At 65.2% G+C, this 16,480-nt stretch carries 14 protein-coding genes; 8 read left to right on the top strand and 6 right to left on the bottom strand.

The window, feature by feature from the left end; genetic code table 11:
- Positions 1-150: 150 nt before the first annotated feature.
- The 4 genes from pyrH to EYF70_RS10090 form a co-directional block, all read right to left on the bottom strand.
- Complete coding sequence (pyrH, locus tag EYF70_RS10105; RefSeq protein ID WP_131145279.1) at positions 151-867, bottom strand: UMP kinase; 717 nt, start codon at positions 865-867, stop codon at positions 151-153.
- A 307-nt stretch (positions 868-1,174) separates the two neighbouring features.
- Positions 1,175-2,089: a translation elongation factor Ts gene (gene tsf / locus EYF70_RS10100; protein WP_131145278.1), complete on the bottom strand. Its 915-nt coding sequence runs from the start codon at positions 2,087-2,089 to the stop codon at positions 1,175-1,177.
- A 177-nt stretch (positions 2,090-2,266) separates the two neighbouring features.
- Positions 2,267-3,019 carry a 30S ribosomal protein S2 gene (gene rpsB, locus EYF70_RS10095; protein WP_130188838.1) on the bottom strand — a complete coding sequence of 251 codons (753 nt, stop codon included), beginning with the start codon at positions 3,017-3,019 and terminating at the stop codon, positions 2,267-2,269.
- A 201-nt stretch (positions 3,020-3,220) separates the two neighbouring features.
- Complete coding sequence (locus EYF70_RS10090; RefSeq protein ID WP_131145277.1) at positions 3,221-5,347, bottom strand: TonB-dependent receptor; 2,127 nt, start codon at positions 5,345-5,347, stop codon at positions 3,221-3,223.
- 209 nt (positions 5,348-5,556) lie between these two features.
- On the opposite strand from EYF70_RS10090, the gene EYF70_RS10085 reads away from it, so the two are divergent.
- From EYF70_RS10085 to EYF70_RS10050, 8 genes are all read left to right on the top strand, one after another.
- Entirely contained in the window at positions 5,557-5,880 is a 324-nt protein-coding gene (locus tag EYF70_RS10085; RefSeq protein ID WP_131145276.1) for a hypothetical protein, read from the top strand.
- A 210-nt stretch (positions 5,881-6,090) separates the two neighbouring features.
- Entirely contained in the window at positions 6,091-6,855 is a 765-nt protein-coding gene (locus EYF70_RS10080; protein WP_131145275.1) for a hypothetical protein, read from the top strand.
- 114 nt (positions 6,856-6,969) lie between these two features.
- Positions 6,970-7,377, top strand: coding sequence for a ribbon-helix-helix domain-containing protein (locus EYF70_RS10075; protein ID WP_131145274.1), 408 nt, complete (start codon positions 6,970-6,972; stop codon positions 7,375-7,377).
- A gap of 113 nt (positions 7,378-7,490) precedes the next feature.
- Complete coding sequence (locus EYF70_RS10070; RefSeq protein ID WP_229420794.1) at positions 7,491-8,855, top strand: extracellular catalytic domain type 1 short-chain-length polyhydroxyalkanoate depolymerase; 1,365 nt, start codon at positions 7,491-7,493, stop codon at positions 8,853-8,855.
- A gap of 314 nt (positions 8,856-9,169) precedes the next feature.
- Positions 9,170-9,991 carry a type I methionyl aminopeptidase gene (gene map, locus EYF70_RS10065; protein WP_131145273.1) on the top strand — a complete coding sequence of 274 codons (822 nt, stop codon included), beginning with the start codon at positions 9,170-9,172 and terminating at the stop codon, positions 9,989-9,991.
- Between the two features lie 4 nt (positions 9,992-9,995).
- On the top strand, positions 9,996-12,590 hold the full coding sequence (locus EYF70_RS10060; RefSeq protein WP_131145272.1) for a [protein-PII] uridylyltransferase: 2,595 nt from the start codon (positions 9,996-9,998) through the stop codon (positions 12,588-12,590).
- A 7-nt stretch (positions 12,591-12,597) separates the two neighbouring features.
- Entirely contained in the window at positions 12,598-13,347 is a 750-nt protein-coding gene (locus EYF70_RS10055; RefSeq protein WP_174800397.1) for a pseudouridine synthase, read from the top strand.
- A gap of 100 nt (positions 13,348-13,447) precedes the next feature.
- Positions 13,448-14,356, top strand: coding sequence for a PilZ domain-containing protein (locus EYF70_RS10050; protein WP_229420793.1), 909 nt, complete (start codon positions 13,448-13,450; stop codon positions 14,354-14,356).
- On the opposite strand, the gene EYF70_RS10045 is transcribed toward EYF70_RS10050, so the two are convergent.
- Entirely contained in the window at positions 14,328-15,737 is a 1,410-nt protein-coding gene (locus EYF70_RS10045) for a sensor histidine kinase (protein ID WP_131145270.1), read from the bottom strand. The two genes, EYF70_RS10050 and EYF70_RS10045, sit on opposite strands and share 29 nt — an antisense overlap.
- Positions 15,734-16,414 (bottom strand): response regulator, encoded by a 681-nt coding sequence (locus EYF70_RS10040; RefSeq protein ID WP_131145269.1) that lies wholly within the window; start codon positions 16,412-16,414, stop codon positions 15,734-15,736. The genes EYF70_RS10045 and EYF70_RS10040 overlap by 4 nt, the downstream gene beginning before the upstream one ends.
- Between the last annotated feature and the right edge of the window lie 66 nt (positions 16,415-16,480).

Below are 16,480 nucleotides of genomic sequence, written 5' to 3'. Positions count from 1 at the left end.
CGAATTCTGTTTGATCTATGATAGCGCCTCGGGTCAGCGCATGACCGTCGCGAGCGGCAGCAGTTGCGATTGAAGCACGGAGCCGTACTCAATGTACGGCGAGTACTGGAGATCGCAAATGCAACGCGCAGCAGGTCAGGCGCGCTCCCCTCACACGTGGACGAGGGTGCCTTCTTGCTCACCCATGATCACGCGCATCATCGCGCCTGGCTTGGTGATCGAGAAGACCTTGATCGGCAGCTTCTGGTCGCGGCACAGCGCGAAGGCGGTGGCGTCCATCACCTGCAGCTGCTTGGCGATCGCTTCGTCGAAGCTGATGGTGTCGTACAGCGTGGCTTCCGGGTCCTTCTTCGGATCGGCGGTGTACACGCCGTCGACCTTGGTGGCCTTCAACACGATCTCGGCCGACATTTCCGAACCGCGCAAGGCGGCGGCGGTATCGGTGGTGAAGAACGGGTTGCCGGTGCCGGCCGCGAAAATGACGACCTTGCCTTCTTCCAGGTATTGCAGCGCCTTCGGGCGCACGTAGGGCTCGACGACCTGCTCGATGCCGATCGCCGACATCACGCGCGCGACGACGCCCACGTGGCGCATCGCGTCGGCCAGGGCCAGCGCGTTCATCACGGTGGCCAGCATGCCCATGTAGTCGGCGGTGGCACGGTCCATGCCTTGGGCGCCAGGCGCCACGCCACGGAAGATATTGCCGCCGCCGATCACGACTGCCAGTTCCACGCCCAGTTTCGCGACCTCGGCCACGTCGGCGACCATCCGCTCGATCGTGCCGCGGTTGATGCCGTACGGGTCATCGCCCATCAGGGCTTCACCGGACAATTTGAGGAGGACGCGCTTGTAGGCTGGTTTTGACATGAGCTGGGGCTCCTAAGTAAATGTATTCGGTGACATCCCGGCGGCAATGATAGCTGTAAAGCTCCATGCGCCGGGGTGGTGCTCCAACCGTGCGACCTTCTCGAGGGACGGATGGATATTGCGTTCGGTACAGGGTCGCGGGAAGGCATTGTGCGGCACCCTTGCACCCCAACGGCGAAATACTGGGGTCAGACCCGGCGGGTCTGACCCCGGCTTCTGCCGGTGGGTATTGCTTGATGCTATGGGCGCCGTGGCAATTACCTGCTGCGAACTCTAAAAAAACGGGCCTTGCGGCCCGTTTATTTGATTACGCTCCCTTGGAAGCAGCCATCTGGGCTGCCACTTCAGCGGCGAAATCGTCCACTTTCTTTTCAATGCCTTCGCCCACCACGTACATGGTGAAGCCTTTCACGGTCGCGTTGGCGGCCTTCAGCATCTGCTCGACGGACTGCTTGTCGTTCTTCACGAATGCCTGGTTCAGCAGCGACACTTCCTTCAGGTACTTCTGCACGGAACCTTCGAGGCGCTTGGCGACGATTTCCGGCGACTGGGCAGGCTTGCCTTCGGCGGCGGCCTTGGCTGCGTCTTCATCGGCCTTGGCCTGGGCAACCGAGCGCTCTTTCTCGATCATTTCGGCAGGCACCTGGTCCGCGGACAGCGACACCGGCTTCATTGCGGCGATGTGCATGGCGACATCCTTGCCCACCTGGTCATCGGCGCCTTCGAAGTCGACGATCACGCCGATCTTCGTGCCGTGCAGGTACGACGCCAGCTTGCCGGTCGTCTCGAAGCGCTGGAAGCGGCGGATCGACATGTTTTCGCCGATCTTGCCAACCAGGGCGGAGCGCACTTCTTCCAGCGTCTGGCCGGATTCGGTCGGCAGCGCCAGCAGGGCAGCCACGTCGGCCGGGTTCTTCTCGGCAGCCAGGCGCGCGGCGGTGTTCGCCAGTGCCAGGAAGTCGTCGTTCTTGGCGACGAAGTCGGTTTCGGAGTTCACTTCGACCAGGGCGCCCACGTTGCCCGAGATGAATGCTGCGACAACGCCTTCAGCGGTCACGCGCGCGGAAGCCTTGGCTGCCTTGCCGCCCAGCTTGACGCGCAGGATCTCTTCCGCCTTGTCCATGTCGCCGGCCGCTTCGGTCAGGGCCTTCTTGCATTCCATCATCGGTGCGTCGGTCTTCGCGCGCAGTTCGCCGACCATTGCTGCGGTAATCGCTGCCATATGTTTTCTCCTGTATTCGGTGGGGTTGCCGGGGCGGCGCCTTGCGGCAGCCTGCTCATCCGGCGTCTCGTTAAAAAAAAGGGGAGCCGGAAGCCACCCCTTTTTTCTAGGCTAAATTAACAGCCTAATGTGTAGTGCCGATGTCCGCCCGGAGACGGACATCGGGACCGGCCTTGCTTACGCCTGCTCGTTGACTTCCACGAACTCGTCGCCTTCTGCCGTCTTGATCGACTCCAGCACTTCGGTCGACGCGTTGGCACGGCCTTCCAGGATCGCATCTGCCACGCCGCGGGCGTACAGGCTGATTGCCTTGGACGAGTCGTCGTTACCCGGGATGACGTGGGTCACGCCGGCTGGCGAGTGGTTGGTATCGACGATGCCGATGACCGGGATACCCAGCTTCTGGGCTTCGGTGATCGCGCCTTTGTGGTAGCCGACGTCGATCACGAAGATCGCGTCAGGCACGCCGCCCATATCCTTGATGCCGCCGATGGACTTCTGCAGCTTTTCCATTTCACGGCTGAACAGCAGTGCATCTTTCTTGGTCAGCTTTTCCACGGAACCGTCGGCGACTTGCGCTTCCATGTCCTTCAGGCGCTTGATCGAGGTCTTGATGGTCTTGAAGTTGGTCAGCATGCCGCCCAGCCAGCGCTGGTCGACGTAAGGAACACCTGCGCGCTGTGCTTCGGCGGCGACGATGTCGCGTGCCTGGCGCTTGGTGCCCACCATCAGGATCGTGCCACGGTTGGCGGACAGTTGGCGAACAGTCTTCATCGCCTCCTGGTACAGCTCCATGGTCTTTTCCAGGTTGATGATGTGAATCTTGTTGCGGTGGCCGAAGATGAACGGAGCCATCTTTGGGTTCCAGAATCGGGTTTGGTGACCGAAGTGGACGCCGGCTTCCAGCATTTCACGCATCGTTACAGACATTATTTACTCCAGGGTTGGGTCTGGAACCAGCTCAGTCACCCTTGCGGGCACCCTTGCAGAGCAGGTTCGAGTTTATTAAAAAGTGGGGTTTTTACAACATTGCAAGGAACGAGTCCGAGCAACCCGGCATTTTAGCGGAAGACCGGTAAACAATCAAACGTTCTTCTTGTGCATCGCCAAGGCCGGTCGCCCGCTCCCCGCTCAAAACTGGTACCTGGCCGTCAGCCTTGCACCACGCGGCGCGCCCGGCATGTTCAGGTTCGGCGCGCTGCCATGCCCTGACACGATATAGCCGCGGTCCAGCAGGTTGCTGACATTGAGTTGCAGGTCGATGGCGGCGATCCGGTAGCCCACCATCGCGTCCACGGTCGCATAGCCCGGCAAGGTCACCGTGTTGCCAGGATTGGCGAAGCGCTCGCCCACCGCAACGAAGCCCACGCCGGCACGCAGCGCCGCGTTGAACGATTTCGCGATCCACAGGTTGGCACTGTGCCGCGGCGCCAGCGTGGCCCGCTTGCCCTGCACGGGCACGCGCTTGAGCACGTTGTCGCTGCTGTCCAGCGCGGGCGACGACGTGACTTTCGCATCCAGGTAGGAGTACCCCGACCAGACCTGCCAGCCCTGCGCCAGCTGACCGGCCAGGGTCAGCTCCAGGCCGTCGGAGCGCTGGGTACCGACCGGCACCAGCAGGTTGGTGACCGGATCGGTGAACTTGACATTGGTCCGCTCCAGCCGGAACAGCGCGGCGGTCGCGGAAACGGCGCCGCCCAGGAAATCGAACTTGCCGCCGATTTCCTTGTTGGTGGTTTCCTCGGGCGCGATCTGGGCATTGTTGGCGGCCAGCGGGAAGTTCTCGGCGGATGGCTGGAACGAGCGGCTGAACGAGGCGTAGTACGACTGGCTCGCGCCCGGCTGCCAGACCAGGCCGGCGCGCGGGCTCCAGTCCGCATCCACGCGCTGCAAATTCGACTGCCCTGCCCGGCGCTCGCGGGTTTCCTGCTCGAAGCGGTCGTAGCGCACGCCGGCCAGCGCCTTCCATTCCGGCGCCAGCTCGACCAGGTCCTGCACGTAGGCGCCGCGCGTGGTGAAGATGCCCCGGTTATCCGTGGCCGGCGCCGCATCCACCGCCAGCGGCAGCACGGGCAGTACTGGATTGAACAGCGCAACGGTAGCCACGTTGCTGCGCGAGCGGTTGACCTGGTCCTTGTCCTGCTTGCCCACCTCGACGCCGTACAGGATCTTGTGGGTCATGCCGGCCAGCGACGCGGTATGCGTGACTTCCGTCTGGTTGAACCAGCCCTTTTCTTCGCGGCGCAGGTTGGTGCGGTTCAGCGAAGCCGTCAGCGCGGCCTCGTTGACGGCGCCGACCAGCGTATTGTTGCGCGACAGCGTGTAATCGTACTTTCGGAAGGCGTTGCGGATAGCAAGCCGGTCACTGAAGCGGTGCTCCAGCGTGAACCCGCCGGCCGTGACCTCGGCGTGCGAGTAATCGGCATCGCGGGCATTGGCGGCGCCATAGTACGTGCCGGCCGGCACATCGACCGGGCGCCCCTGGAACGACGGGATGCCGAAGTCGGTCACCCGGCGATCGGACAGGTGCTCGGCCTGCAGCAGCAGGCTCGTGTCCGCACCCAGCGGCACCAGCAGGGACGGCGCGATCGCATCCCGGTCGAGGAATTGCTGGTCGCGGTAGCCATCGGCCCGCTCGACCGCGCCGGTCACCCGGAACGCCATGCCCTTCCCGCCCAGCGTGCGCGCGATGTCCACTTCGCCGCGCCGCCCGTTGTGGCTGCCCACGCGCACGGTCACCTCGCTGCGGTCGATCCCCGGCCGCTTGGTGATGCGATTGATCAGGCCGCCGGACGAGCCGCGTCCGTACAGCACCGCCGCCGGCCCCTTCAGCACCTCGATCCGTTCCACGTTCGACATGTCGCGGAAGTACAGCGCATCGTCGCGGAAGCCATCCACGAACTGGTCGGCAATGGCGGAAAAGCCACGCAGCGTGACCTGGTCGCGCTGGCCATCGCCATGCGACAGGCCCACCCCGGGCACGGACTTCATGGCATCTTCCATCGACAGCACCGCCTGGTCGCGCAGCAGCTGTTCGGGGATCACATTGACGGTCTGCGGGATGTCGCGCAGCGGTGCTTCGATCTTCGTGGCGCTGGTCGAGGCGGGCGGGTTGTAGGCCGCCGCGTCGGCGCGGGCACCCGTGATGGTGACAACGGCCGGCTGGCCCTCCACCGGCGCATCGGCCGGACCGGCCAGCGCGGTGCCATGGACAAGCAGCAGCACGGCCACTGCGACGGGTGTCTGTTTCAGGATCATTGTTGTTCTCTCTCTCGATGGAGCATCCGGCGCGACCACGGCGGGTTCGCGCAAATGCGAATAATTATCATTCATATTATTTCATGAATGCTAACTTGTGGCAATGTGTGGCAGCCGATGGGTAGCAGGCGATGAGCGCGCCGGGCTATCGGACGGCGCCGTACGGCTCAGCGGCGTATCCTGAATGCCCCGATCTTCTGGAGGTGGACATGGAATCGAGCCGACTCGAGCAACTGGAACAAGGGCTGCGGCATGCACTGCAACTCGTCGAACGCGACGAAAGCGGGGCACAGGGCGAACTGGAACGGAGCCACCCCGCGGCGAGGGCGGCCGAAGCGGCGGAGATGATGCTGCCCGAGCCGCTGACTCTCGCTTCGCTGGCCGAAGCCATCCGCCACAAGATCGACACCGTCCAGGTGCTGCTGGAGCGCGCGCGCGGGCACGAGAAATTGCCGCCCGATGCGCAACTGGCGGCGGACGAAGGGTATATGACGGGCGCCGACGACCTGACGCAACACCGCGCCGGTTCCTGACCGCTGCGTTACCGGCACGGACGACCGGCGCAGCGTCCGGCGCCTTCCTGCCCTCTTCGCGCCACATAGCGCCACAAAGGGCACTTAGCGCCACATAGCGCCGCATGGCGCCGCATAGCGGCGCAGCCTCGCCGCCAGCCTTGGCCTGCCGCAAGGCCGGCGCCGGAAATTTCGATATTTTGCTTCTGAGCACAATTCTCAGGAGCAATCATGGCAGTCGTTTTCCCGCACCACACCCGCCTTCGCCAGTGGCCTACAGCAACCAGCCTGCTGGCACTGACAACCGCCCTCCTCCTCGCTATCGGCCACCCGGCCTGCGCCGCCGCCGAGTTCCGCGACCGCAGCGTGATCGGCCATTGGAAGCTCGTTGCCGTCCTCGACCTTGCGTCGATCGCTTCGCTCGATGCGGCGGAAGCGAAAACACTGCTGGGGAAGACCCTGGCGATCAGCGCGACGGACGTGAAGGTGGACCAGGAAGTCTGTCCCGCACCGGAGTTCTGGGCGGAACGGGTCGCACCCGAATCGCACATGCAGGCCAAACTCCACTCAAGCGCGCAACGGTTGCGGCTGCCGAACCCGGTCACCATGGTCGAGCTCGGCTGTACGGATGTGTATGTCCGGAATCCGGGCCAGCTCGTGCTGTTGTGGGGCGGCGCCATGTTCGACGCCGTGCGGATCGCCCCCGAGGGCCGGCGACGGCGAGCCGATTCGCTGGCCGGCAAAGCGCAGGCCCGCAATATCAAGTCGGCCAAACGCCAGGAAGTAGGCAACCGTCAAAAGCCCGGCAAGCTTCAACAGCCCGGCAAGCTTCAACAACCCGGCGAGCTTCACAAGACCGGCAAGGCCGGGAAAGCCGGCGAGGCCCGGGAAACCGGCGGCGTCCGGAAAATCAACAAGGTGCGGAAGAAGTGGAAATCCCCGCATCGGCAGGCAGGCAACGGGGCACCGGGCACGTTTGCCAACGAACTGTTCTAGGGATGGCGCTGGCCCGCCACGCAAAATAATTCGCGCAGTCGCGATCAGGACCCTTGAAAACCGACTAGAATCATCCATATACCATCCACTTGGATGGCAATTGGAAGATAAATCATGCCCGACCTGAAACTACGCCCTGCCGATTCGGAAAAAATCACGATCAATCTGTTCCCGGTCGACCTGGGGCAGATCGACCTGCTCGTGCAGCAGGGTTTTTATGCCAACCGGACAGACCTGATCCGCACGGCGATCCGCAACCAGTTGAACCAGCACGCGGACGTAGTGCGCCAGACGGTCGAGCGCAACCAGTTCGTGCTGGGCTTGCAGCAGTTTTCCAGCGCCGACCTCGAAGCGGCCCGCGCCGCCGGTGAAATGCTCAACATCCGCGTGCTCGGCCTGGCCACCATCGCACCGGATGTGACTGCCGAACTGGCGGCGGTCACCATCCAGTCGATCACCGTACTGGGCGCGCTGCATGCCAGTCCCGCCGTGAAGGCGGCCCTGGCCGGGCGCATCAGCTGAACCGCATCAACCGGCTTCATGCCGACAGCTCCGCTGCTTTACGCATCACTCATTCACGCGTCACTCATTCACGCTTCACTCATCCACGCCTCACCCCCTATGGAAGGCACGATATGAAATTCGATTCCGCACTGATGGCCCGCCTGCAGGCAGCCACGCAAGACTTGATGAAAGACGGCCCGATGGCCGCCACCGCCGCAATCCAGCGCGCACTGGCCGGCGATGCCGCGCCAGCCGCCACGGGGACCGATGACACCGCCAACGCGGCACCGCCGCCCGGCGCCACGATGAAAGACCTGAACGCGCCGCCGGAAAAAGCGCCCTCGCGCCCTATCCCTCGCGCCCGGAAGGCCGCATCGAACCAGCCGCCGCCGCACGCCGCGAAAGACGACAAGCCGAAGCATCCCGGCGCGACAGCCGGCATTGCCGACATCCTCGCCAAGGCTGGCATCACACTGCCGGAAGGCTTTGCCGACGGCTTGAAAGACAAATTCAAAGGCGGCATGCAGGGCGGGTTCCAGGGCCTGCCGGAAAACCTGCTGGACGGCCTGCCCGAAGCGCTGCGCGACCAGCTCAAAAACGGCAAGCTGCCCGGCGCCCGCAAGCGCCCGCCCCCTCCGCCGCTGCCGGATGGCGCGCGCTTCGACAGCGCCAGCTTCACGTGCCAGGCCGGCACCCGTGGCTACAAGCTGTATGTGCCGAGCACGTACAAGGTAGGCCAGCCGGTGCCGCTGGTGGTGATGCTGCACGGCTGCACGCAGGACCCGGACGATTTCGCCGCCGGCACCCGCATGAACCAGGTGGCGGAGGAAACCGGCTGCCTGGTGGCTTATCCCTGCCAGTCGCAGCAGGCCAACAGCTCGAAATGCTGGAACTGGTTCAGCGCCGCCGACCAGCAGCGCGAACGGGGCGAGCCGGCGATCATCGCCGGCATCGCCCGGCAGGTGATGGCGGATTACGCGGTCGATCCGGCGCGGGTCAGCATTGCCGGCCTGTCGGCGGGCGGCGCGATGGCGGTCGTGGTGGGTGCCCTGTATCCGGAACTGTTCCATGCCGTGGGCGTGCATTCCGGGCTGCCGTTCGGCAGCGCGACGGATTTGCCGTCCGCCCTGCAGGCCATGCAGCAGGGTGCGAAGGGTAATGCGCAGCCGGTCGCCAGCCCGCCGCTGATCGTGTTCCACGGCGACAAGGACCACACCGTGAACCGGAAGAACGGCGACGACGTGCTCCAGCACGGCCTTATGGCGCATGAAGCCGGAACGCCGGAAGTGGAGACGTCCAAGGCCAGTGGCGGGCGCAAATATACGCGCACGGTCCACAAGGGCAAGGATGGCCGGGTACTGGCGGAGCACTGGGAACTCCATGGCGCGGGGCACGCGTGGGCGGGCGGCAGCGCCAGCGGCAGCTATACGGATCCGACGGGACCGGATGCGAGCCGGGAGATGGTGCGGTTCTTTGGGAGCGTGGCGCGGGGGTGACTGATCGAACCCGGTGAATAAAGCGGTGATAGCAGGAAATGCCGCTTAGGTAGTCAACCCCAAGTGCAAAATCCGGGGTCAGACCCGGCGGGTCTGTCCCCAGCCCTTCGCCGTTGGGGTGAATGCATGCGCTCTCAATGTGTCGTATCACTTTTAACATCTTCTGGAAACCGCACAGAAGAAAGTGTCGAACACCTTCGGCTCGCCCTCATAGTGGCCACCAAAAACAGCCGACAGCCGTTCCGCGGCAAGCGCAACTCTCGAGGTCCGCGTCGTCTATAATCGTGGTTTGTCGCCCGAATCAATCAAGAAACATGGCCATCACGATCAAGACCCCCGAAGACATCGAAGGCATGCGCATTGCCGGCCGCCTCGGCGCCGAAGTCCTCGACTACATCACCCCCTTCGTCAAGCCCGGTGTCACCACCGGCGAGCTGGACCGCCTGTGCCACGAGTTCATGACGAATGTGCAAGGCACCGTGCCGGCGCCGCTGAATTACCAGCCGCCCGGCTATCCGCCCTATCCCAAGGCCATCTGCACGTCCGTCAACGACGTGATCTGCCATGGCATCCCCGGCGACAAGGTCCTGAAAGCGGGCGACGTGGTGAACCTGGATATCACGATCATCACCAAGGATGGCTACCACGGCGACAACAGCCGCATGTTCTACATCGGCCCGCCGACGATCCTGGCCAAGCGCCTCACCGAGATCACCTATGAATGCATGTGGCTGGGCATCGCCCAGGTGCGCCCGGGCGGCCACTTCGGCGACATCGGCCACGCGATCCAGGTGCATGCCGAGAAGGCCGGCTACAGCGTGGTGCGCGAATTCTGCGGCCATGGCATCGGCAAGGTCTTCCACGAAGAACCCCAGGTGCTCCACTACGGCAAGCCCGGCACCGGCGAGGAACTCAAGCCGGGCATGATCTTCACGATCGAGCCGATGATCAATGCCGGCCGCCGCGAGATCCGCGAGATGGGCGACGGCTGGACCATCAAGACCAAGGACCGCAGCCTGTCGGCCCAGTGGGAGCACATGGTGCTGGTCACGGAAACCGGCTACGAGGTACTGACGCTGTCCGCCGGTTCGCCACCGCCGCCGGCGTTCATCACCCAGGCCAAGGCCGCGGCCTGACCCCATGTCTTCCCTCGCGATGAACAGCGATCCCCGCGAACAGCTGCGCAGCTCCCTCAAGCTGCGGCTGAAGTCCGACCGCCAGGTCGTGATTGCCACGTTCCGCGAGGATGGCAAGCCGGAGAAACTGCTGCGCAGCCTGCGCCAGAGCGTCGACGAAGTGCTCACGCAGGCCTGGCAGGCGGCCGGCCTGCCGGCGAACGCGGCGCTGGTGGCCGTGGGCGGCTATGGCCGCGGCGAACTGTTCCCGTACTCGGACGTGGACGTGCTGATCCTGCTGGGCCACAGCCCGGACGAAGAGACCCGCCACCGCCTGGAAGAACTGGTGCAGCTGCTGTGGGACCTGGGCCTGGAAATCGGCTCGGCGATCCGCACGGTGGAGGAATGCCTGGCCGAGTCCGAGGCCGACATCACCGTGCAGACCAGCCTGCTCGAAGCCCGCCTGGTGACCGGCGACGCCGACCTGTTCGCGCGGCTGCAAAAGGAATACGACGCGGCGATGGATCCGCAGGCCTTCTTCCACGCCAAGACCAGCGAGATGCGCCAGCGGCACGCCAAGTATGAAGACACGGCGTTCTCGCTGGAACCCAACTGCAAGGAAAGCCCCGGCGGCCTGCGCGACCTGCAGGTGATCCTGTGGATGGCCAAGGCCGCGGGCCTGGCCAGCTCGTGGCGCACGCTGGCCACGCGCGGCCTGATCACGCAAACCGAGGCGCGCCAGCTGATGGAGAAGGAGCGCGCCTTCAAGGATATCCGCGTGCGCCTGCACCTGCATGCCGGCCGCCGCGAAGACCGCCTGGTGTTTGACGTGCAGACGGCGATCGCCGAAAGCCTGGGCCTGCAGACCACCGGGAGCGGCGTGCACATGCGCCGCGCCAGCGAATACCTGATGCAGCGCTACTACTGGGCGGCCAAGGCGGTGGTGCAGCTGAACACGATCCTGCTGCAGAACATCGAAGCGATGCTGTTCCCGCAGGGTTGCGACAAGCACCCGATCAACGAGCGCTTCAACGAAGTCAACGGCTTCATCGACATCAGCAGCGACGACGTATTCGAGCGCACGCCCTCGGCGATCCTGGAGATCTTCGTGCTGATGACCGAGCGCCCGGCCCTCAAAGGCATCACGGCACGCGCCACGCGCGCGCTGTGGCACGAGCGCTTCAAGATCGACGCGGCATTCCGCGCCGATCCCGTCAACCGCGCCTACTTCCTGCGCATCCTGCAGGCACCGTCCGGCATCATCCATGCGCTGCGCCGGATGAACGAGCTGTCGATCCTGGGCCGCTACCTGCCGAACTTCCGCAAGATCGTCGGCCAGATGCAGCACGACCTGTTCCACGTCTACACGGTGGACCAGCATATCCTGATGGTGGTGCGCAACATGCGCCGCTTCACGATGACGGAACACGCGCACGAATACCCGTACTGCAGCCAGCTGATGGCGAACTATCCGCAGCACTGGCTGCTGTACGTGGCCGCGCTGTTCCACGACATCGCCAAGGGCCGCGGCGGCGACCACTCGAAACTGGGCGTGGCCGATGCGGTGCAGTTCTGCCAGGAGCACGGCATGAGCACCGATGAAACGGAGCTGGTGGCGTTCCTGGTCGAGCACCACCTGCTGATGTCCACGGTGGCGCAGAAACAGGACCTGTCCGATCCGGACGTGATCGCGGCCTTCGCCAAGGCCGTGCGCGACGAGCGCCACCTGACCGGCCTGTACCTGCTGACGGTGTGCGACATCCGCGGCACCAGCCCGAAGGTGTGGAATGCCTGGAAGGCCAAGCTGCTGGAAGACCTGTACAAGATGACCCTGCGCGTGCTGGGCGGCGAACCGCATTCGGCCGACCGCGAGCTGAAGAACCGCCAGCAGGAAGCGCTGGCCACGCTGCGGCTGTATGGCCTGCCGCCATCGGCGCACGAGGCCTTGTGGAAGCAGCTGGACATGGCGTATTTCCTGCGCCACGACGCCTCCGACATCGCCTGGCAGACGCGTGCGCTGTACGACCGCCTGGACAGCGAAAAGCCCGTGGTGAAATGCCGCCTGGCGCCGATCGGCGAAGGCCTGCAGATCGCCGTCTACATCAAGGACCAGCCGGACCTGTTCGCGCGCATCTGCGGCTATTTCGACCGAAAGAATTTCTCGATCCTGGATGCCAAGATCCACACCACCCGGCACGGCTACGCGCTCGACACGTTCCTGGTCACGGAGCAGAGCTTCGCCAAGAGCTACCGCGACATCATCAACCTGATCGAGCACGAACTGTGCGACCTGCTGCAAACGCAGGCGCCGATCCAGCCGCCGGTGCGCGGCCGCCTGTCGCGCCTGTCGCGCACCTTCCCGATCCAGCCGACCGTGGACCTGCGTTCCGACGAACGCGGCCAGTACTACCTGCTGTCGGTGACGGCGAACGACCGCACCGGCCTGCTGTACTCGATCGCCAACGTGTTGACGAAATACCGTGTGAACCTGCACACCGCCAAGGTGATGACCCTGGGCGAACGGGTGGAGGACGTGTTCATCGTCGACGGCCAGTCGCTGGCGAACGCGCGCACGCAGTTGCAGCTGGAAACCGATTTACTGGAAGCATTGAAAGTCTGAATTTCTCATGTCTGAAGAGTTGTTGCGTTTATCGAAACGCATGTCCGAACTGGGGTTGTCCTCGCGCCGCGAAGCCGACGAATGGATCGCCAAGGGCTGGGTGCGCGTCGACGGCAAGGTGGTGTCCGAACTGGGCACCAAGGTCTACCCGAGCCAGAAGATCACCGTCGAGCGGCAGGCCGCCGCCGAGCAGAGCAAGCGCGTGACCATCCTGATCAACAAGCCGATGGGCTATGTGAGCGGCCAGGCCGAGGATGGCTACACGCCCGCGGTGGCACTGATCAAGCCGGAGAACCGCTGGCCGGACGATCCGGCGCCCGAGCAGTTCCACCCCACGCAGTTGCGCAGCCTGGTGCCGGCCGGCCGGCTCGACATCGATTCCGTGGGCCTGCTCGTGCTCACCCAGGATGGCCGCGTGGCCAAGCACCTGATCGGCCACGACACCGACATCGACAAGGAATACCTGGTGCGCGTGGAATACACGAAACCGGGCAAGCTGCCGGACGCGGACCTGAAAAAGCTGAACCATGGCCTGTGGATGGATGGCAAGCCGCTGCTGCCGGCCAAGGTGCGCTGGCAGAACGAAGACCAGCTGTCGTTCACGCTGCGCGAGGGGAAGAAGCGGCAGATCCGCCGCATGTGCGAGATGGTGGGCCTGAAGGTGGTGGGCCTGAAGCGCGTGCGGATCGGCAAGGTGAAACTGGGCGAGTTGCCGGTCGGGCAATGGCGCTACCTTGCGCCGGATGAGCGGTTTTAACGACAGGGACTAGCCCTGAGGCAATAAAGTTGTCTGCGATCAAAAGATTTGCTGGTATGCTTGCAGGCTACCAGTGTCGCCCCGTTGACCCAGCAAGCCCATGACTTCCATCCTCAAGAACCTTCGCGATCACCTGCCCTGGCTGCAGTCCCCGGCAGTACGCCGCTCCAATGCGCATCTGCGGCCCGCCTGGTCGGCGGTTCCCGCCGCGCCGAGCGGCGTGAAGGAGTATGTCAGGACCGAAGCCGCGGGCGACCTGATCACGGCCGGCCTGCTGCCCCGCCGCCGCCGCATGGGTGCGGCGGACATCGCCGAGCGCATCCCGCTGGCCGCCACGCCGCACGAGATCGCCGACCCGGCAGCAATTCGCGAAGCCCTGCAAACCCTGTACGACCGCGGCGAACCCATCACGATCTACGCGGACGGCACCGGCACGCCCAGGCTGGCGCGCATCCATGCCATGGACGCCACCGAAGCGGTGTTCACGCTGCGCCTCGATGGCGAAGCCGCGCTGCCGGAAGGACCCTGCACCTTCGTCACCCGCCTGGATTCGGCGCGCTTCCAGTTCGAACTGAGCGCCGCCTGGACGCCGCTGCCCGGCCACGCCACGCTGGTGCCGGCACCGTTCCCGCAAAGTTGCCTGGTCTTGAACCGGCGCGCTTCCCGGCGCCTGGAAACGCCGGTGGCCGGCAACTACACGGCGTCGTTCGTCATGTTCGGCACGCCTTATGAAATGCTGCTGTACGACGTGGCCGCCGGCGGCATCGGCATGCGCTGCGCCCCGCGCGACGCGCCCGGCCTGCACATCGGCCGCCGGCTGCAGCGCGTGCGGCTCGAACTGAACGACACTGTTGTCATCTGCGACCTGGAAGTACGGCTGTCGCGCCGCTTCCGCTCGTTCCTGCTGGGCGAGCAGGTGCAGATCGGCTGCCGCTTCGTCGGCCTGTCCGAACAGATGCAGGCGCTGGTGGACCGGGCCATCACGAAGATGGCGCAAGGGCGGCGCTAGGAACCATCGTGCTGCCCGCCAGCGGCAGCCGCACCCTGGCCCGCAGTCCGCTGCCGGCATCCCTTCCCTCCAGCACGATCCGCCCCTCGTGCCGCACTACCGCCGCCTGCGCGATCGCCAGGCCCAGGCCACTGCCGCTCTGCGTCTGCGCCGGATCGCGGTAGAAACGGTCGAACACCCGTTCCCGCAAGGCCAGCGGGATGCCGGGACCTTCGTCGCATACCGTCAGCATGGCGCACTCGCCATCGCGCCGCAGCCGCACCTCGACGGTGCCGCCCTGCGGGCTGTACTTGATGGCATTGTCGACCAGGTTGTCGATCAGCGATGTCAGGGTCTCGCGGCAGCCGTCCACCGCCAGCCCCGGCTCGGCCTCCAGGTCCAGTTCCACGTAGCGCGCATCGGCAAGGCAGGAGAGCGCGGCCATCCGGTCTTGCAGCAAGGCGTCCAGCGCAACCTTTTCCGTGTGCCCGGTGCCGGCGGCATCGCTGCGCATCAGGTTCAGCATCTGCCCGACGAGGCGCCCGGCACGCGTGACGCCGCTGACGATGCCGGCCAGCAGTTCGCGCTGGCGCGGCTCCACCGCCTGCCCCTGCAGGGCTTCCACGTTGACGCGCATGGCGGCCAGCGGCGTGCGCAATTCATGCGCGGCATCGGCGATGAAGGCGCGTTCGCGCGTGCTGGCGTCGTGCAGCCGGCGCATCAGGGCATCGATGTTGTCCACCATCGCGCGCAACTCGCGGTGGCGCGGCCGGAACGACAACGGCGCCAGGTCGCGCGGCCCGCGGGAGCCCACTTCGCGTGCCACCGCGTTCCACGGCCGCAGCGCGACCCGGATCGACAGCCAGGCCGGCAGCGCCAGGAACGGGATGCTGATCAGCAGGGGCAGCAGGTAGAACCCCTTTGAATTGAGCGTCACGAAGATGTTCATCCGGTCGGCCGGCACGATCATCGTCATGCGCATGCCGCCGGGCGAGATCCGCGCACGCGCGCGCCAGCGCTTGCCGTCGAAGGTGACGGTTTCGATATCGTCCGGCCGCTGCGTGCGCAAGCTGGCCGGTACGCCCGCGCTGCGGTACAGCGTAAGCTCGCCACGCTCGAGCACCAGGCGCGGCGCCAGCGATTTCTCGATATTTTCCGACAGCGCCAGTTCGATGTAGCGGAATGCCTCGCGCAACTGCGCCGGCCGGTCCGCCAGCTGGTCCGCCACGATCAGCACCGCGTCGTACAGGGCGTCCTGCCGCAGGTCGTGGTCATCCGTGGAGCTTTCGTACACCACGAATCCCAGGAGCAGGCCCCACAGCAGTGCCAGCAGTCCCAGCTGGGCCAGCATCAGGCGGCGCATCAGGCTCGGCTCGAAGATCCCGCGCAGGCGGCGCATCATCGGGCCGCCCCTTGGCCGTTGTCCTGGTCGATCACGTAGCCGACCCCGCGCACCGTGCGGATATAGCCTTCGCCGATCTTGCGGCGCAGGTTCGCCATGTGCACGTCCAGCGAGTTGCTGGCATTGGCCTGCGCGCCCGGCAGCGCCTGCTCTTCGAGGCTGCGGCGCGTGACCACATGGTCGGCGCGCATCATCAGCGTTTTCAGCAGCACGTACTCGCTGGCCGTCAGGTCCACCGGCCGGCCCCGCACGGCGACGCGGCGCGTGGGAACATGCAGGCACAGCCCGCGCAATTCCAGCGTCGCGCCATCGAAGCCATAGCTGCGGCGGGCCAGCGCCCGCACGCGCGACAGCAGTTCGGCCAGCTCGAACGGCTTGACCAGGTAATCGTCGGCGCCGGTATCGAGGCCTTGCAGGCGGTCCGGCAGCGCGTCGCGCGCCGACAGGATCAGCACCGGCACGCCGCTGCGGTTGCGGCGCAGCTTCGCCAGCAGGTGCAGGCCGTCGCCATCGGGCAGGCCCAGGTCCAGCAGGACCAGGTCGCAGCCGGCCGTGGCCAGGTGTTCGTCGGCGGCGGCCATGTGGCGCACCCAGACCACGTCCAGGCCCTGGTCGGCCAGCGCGATGCGCACGCCGTTGCCGAGATCCAGGTCGTCTTCTATCAGCAGGATTTTCATGGGCCGTATTAGACCATCCCGATGTGAAGAAAGTCTAAAGATTGGCCTTCATGCAATCTTCATCCT

This window comes from Pseudoduganella albidiflava, assembly GCF_004322755.1.
GTDB lineage: Bacteria > Pseudomonadota > Gammaproteobacteria > Burkholderiales > Burkholderiaceae_D > Rugamonas > Rugamonas albidiflava.
This window is presented reverse-complemented; position numbering and strand designations above follow the sequence as displayed.

Bases quoted from the DNA above. Each gene is read 5' to 3' on its own strand.
- pyrH (WP_131145279.1), bottom strand. From the start codon at position 867: ATGTCAAAACCAGCCTACAAGCGCGTCCTCCTCAAATTGTCCGGTGAA.
- tsf (WP_131145278.1), bottom strand. From the start codon at position 2,089: ATGGCAGCGATTACCGCAGCAATGGTCGGCGAACTGCGCGCGAAGACC.
- rpsB (WP_130188838.1), bottom strand. From the start codon at position 3,019: ATGTCTGTAACGATGCGTGAAATGCTGGAAGCCGGCGTCCACTTCGGT.
- EYF70_RS10090 (WP_131145277.1), bottom strand. From the start codon at position 5,347: ATGATCCTGAAACAGACACCCGTCGCAGTGGCCGTGCTGCTGCTTGTC.
- EYF70_RS10085 (WP_131145276.1), top strand. From the start codon at position 5,557: ATGGAATCGAGCCGACTCGAGCAACTGGAACAAGGGCTGCGGCATGCA.
- EYF70_RS10080 (WP_131145275.1), top strand. From the start codon at position 6,091: ATGGCAGTCGTTTTCCCGCACCACACCCGCCTTCGCCAGTGGCCTACA.
- EYF70_RS10075 (WP_131145274.1), top strand. From the start codon at position 6,970: ATGCCCGACCTGAAACTACGCCCTGCCGATTCGGAAAAAATCACGATC.
- EYF70_RS10070 (WP_229420794.1), top strand. From the start codon at position 7,491: ATGAAATTCGATTCCGCACTGATGGCCCGCCTGCAGGCAGCCACGCAA.
- map (WP_131145273.1), top strand. From the start codon at position 9,170: ATGGCCATCACGATCAAGACCCCCGAAGACATCGAAGGCATGCGCATT.
- EYF70_RS10060 (WP_131145272.1), top strand. From the start codon at position 9,996: ATGTCTTCCCTCGCGATGAACAGCGATCCCCGCGAACAGCTGCGCAGC.
- EYF70_RS10055 (WP_174800397.1), top strand. From the start codon at position 12,598: ATGTCTGAAGAGTTGTTGCGTTTATCGAAACGCATGTCCGAACTGGGG.
- EYF70_RS10050 (WP_229420793.1), top strand. From the start codon at position 13,448: ATGACTTCCATCCTCAAGAACCTTCGCGATCACCTGCCCTGGCTGCAG.
- EYF70_RS10045 (WP_131145270.1), bottom strand. From the start codon at position 15,737: ATGATGCGCCGCCTGCGCGGGATCTTCGAGCCGAGCCTGATGCGCCGC.
- EYF70_RS10040 (WP_131145269.1), bottom strand. From the start codon at position 16,414: ATGAAAATCCTGCTGATAGAAGACGACCTGGATCTCGGCAACGGCGTG.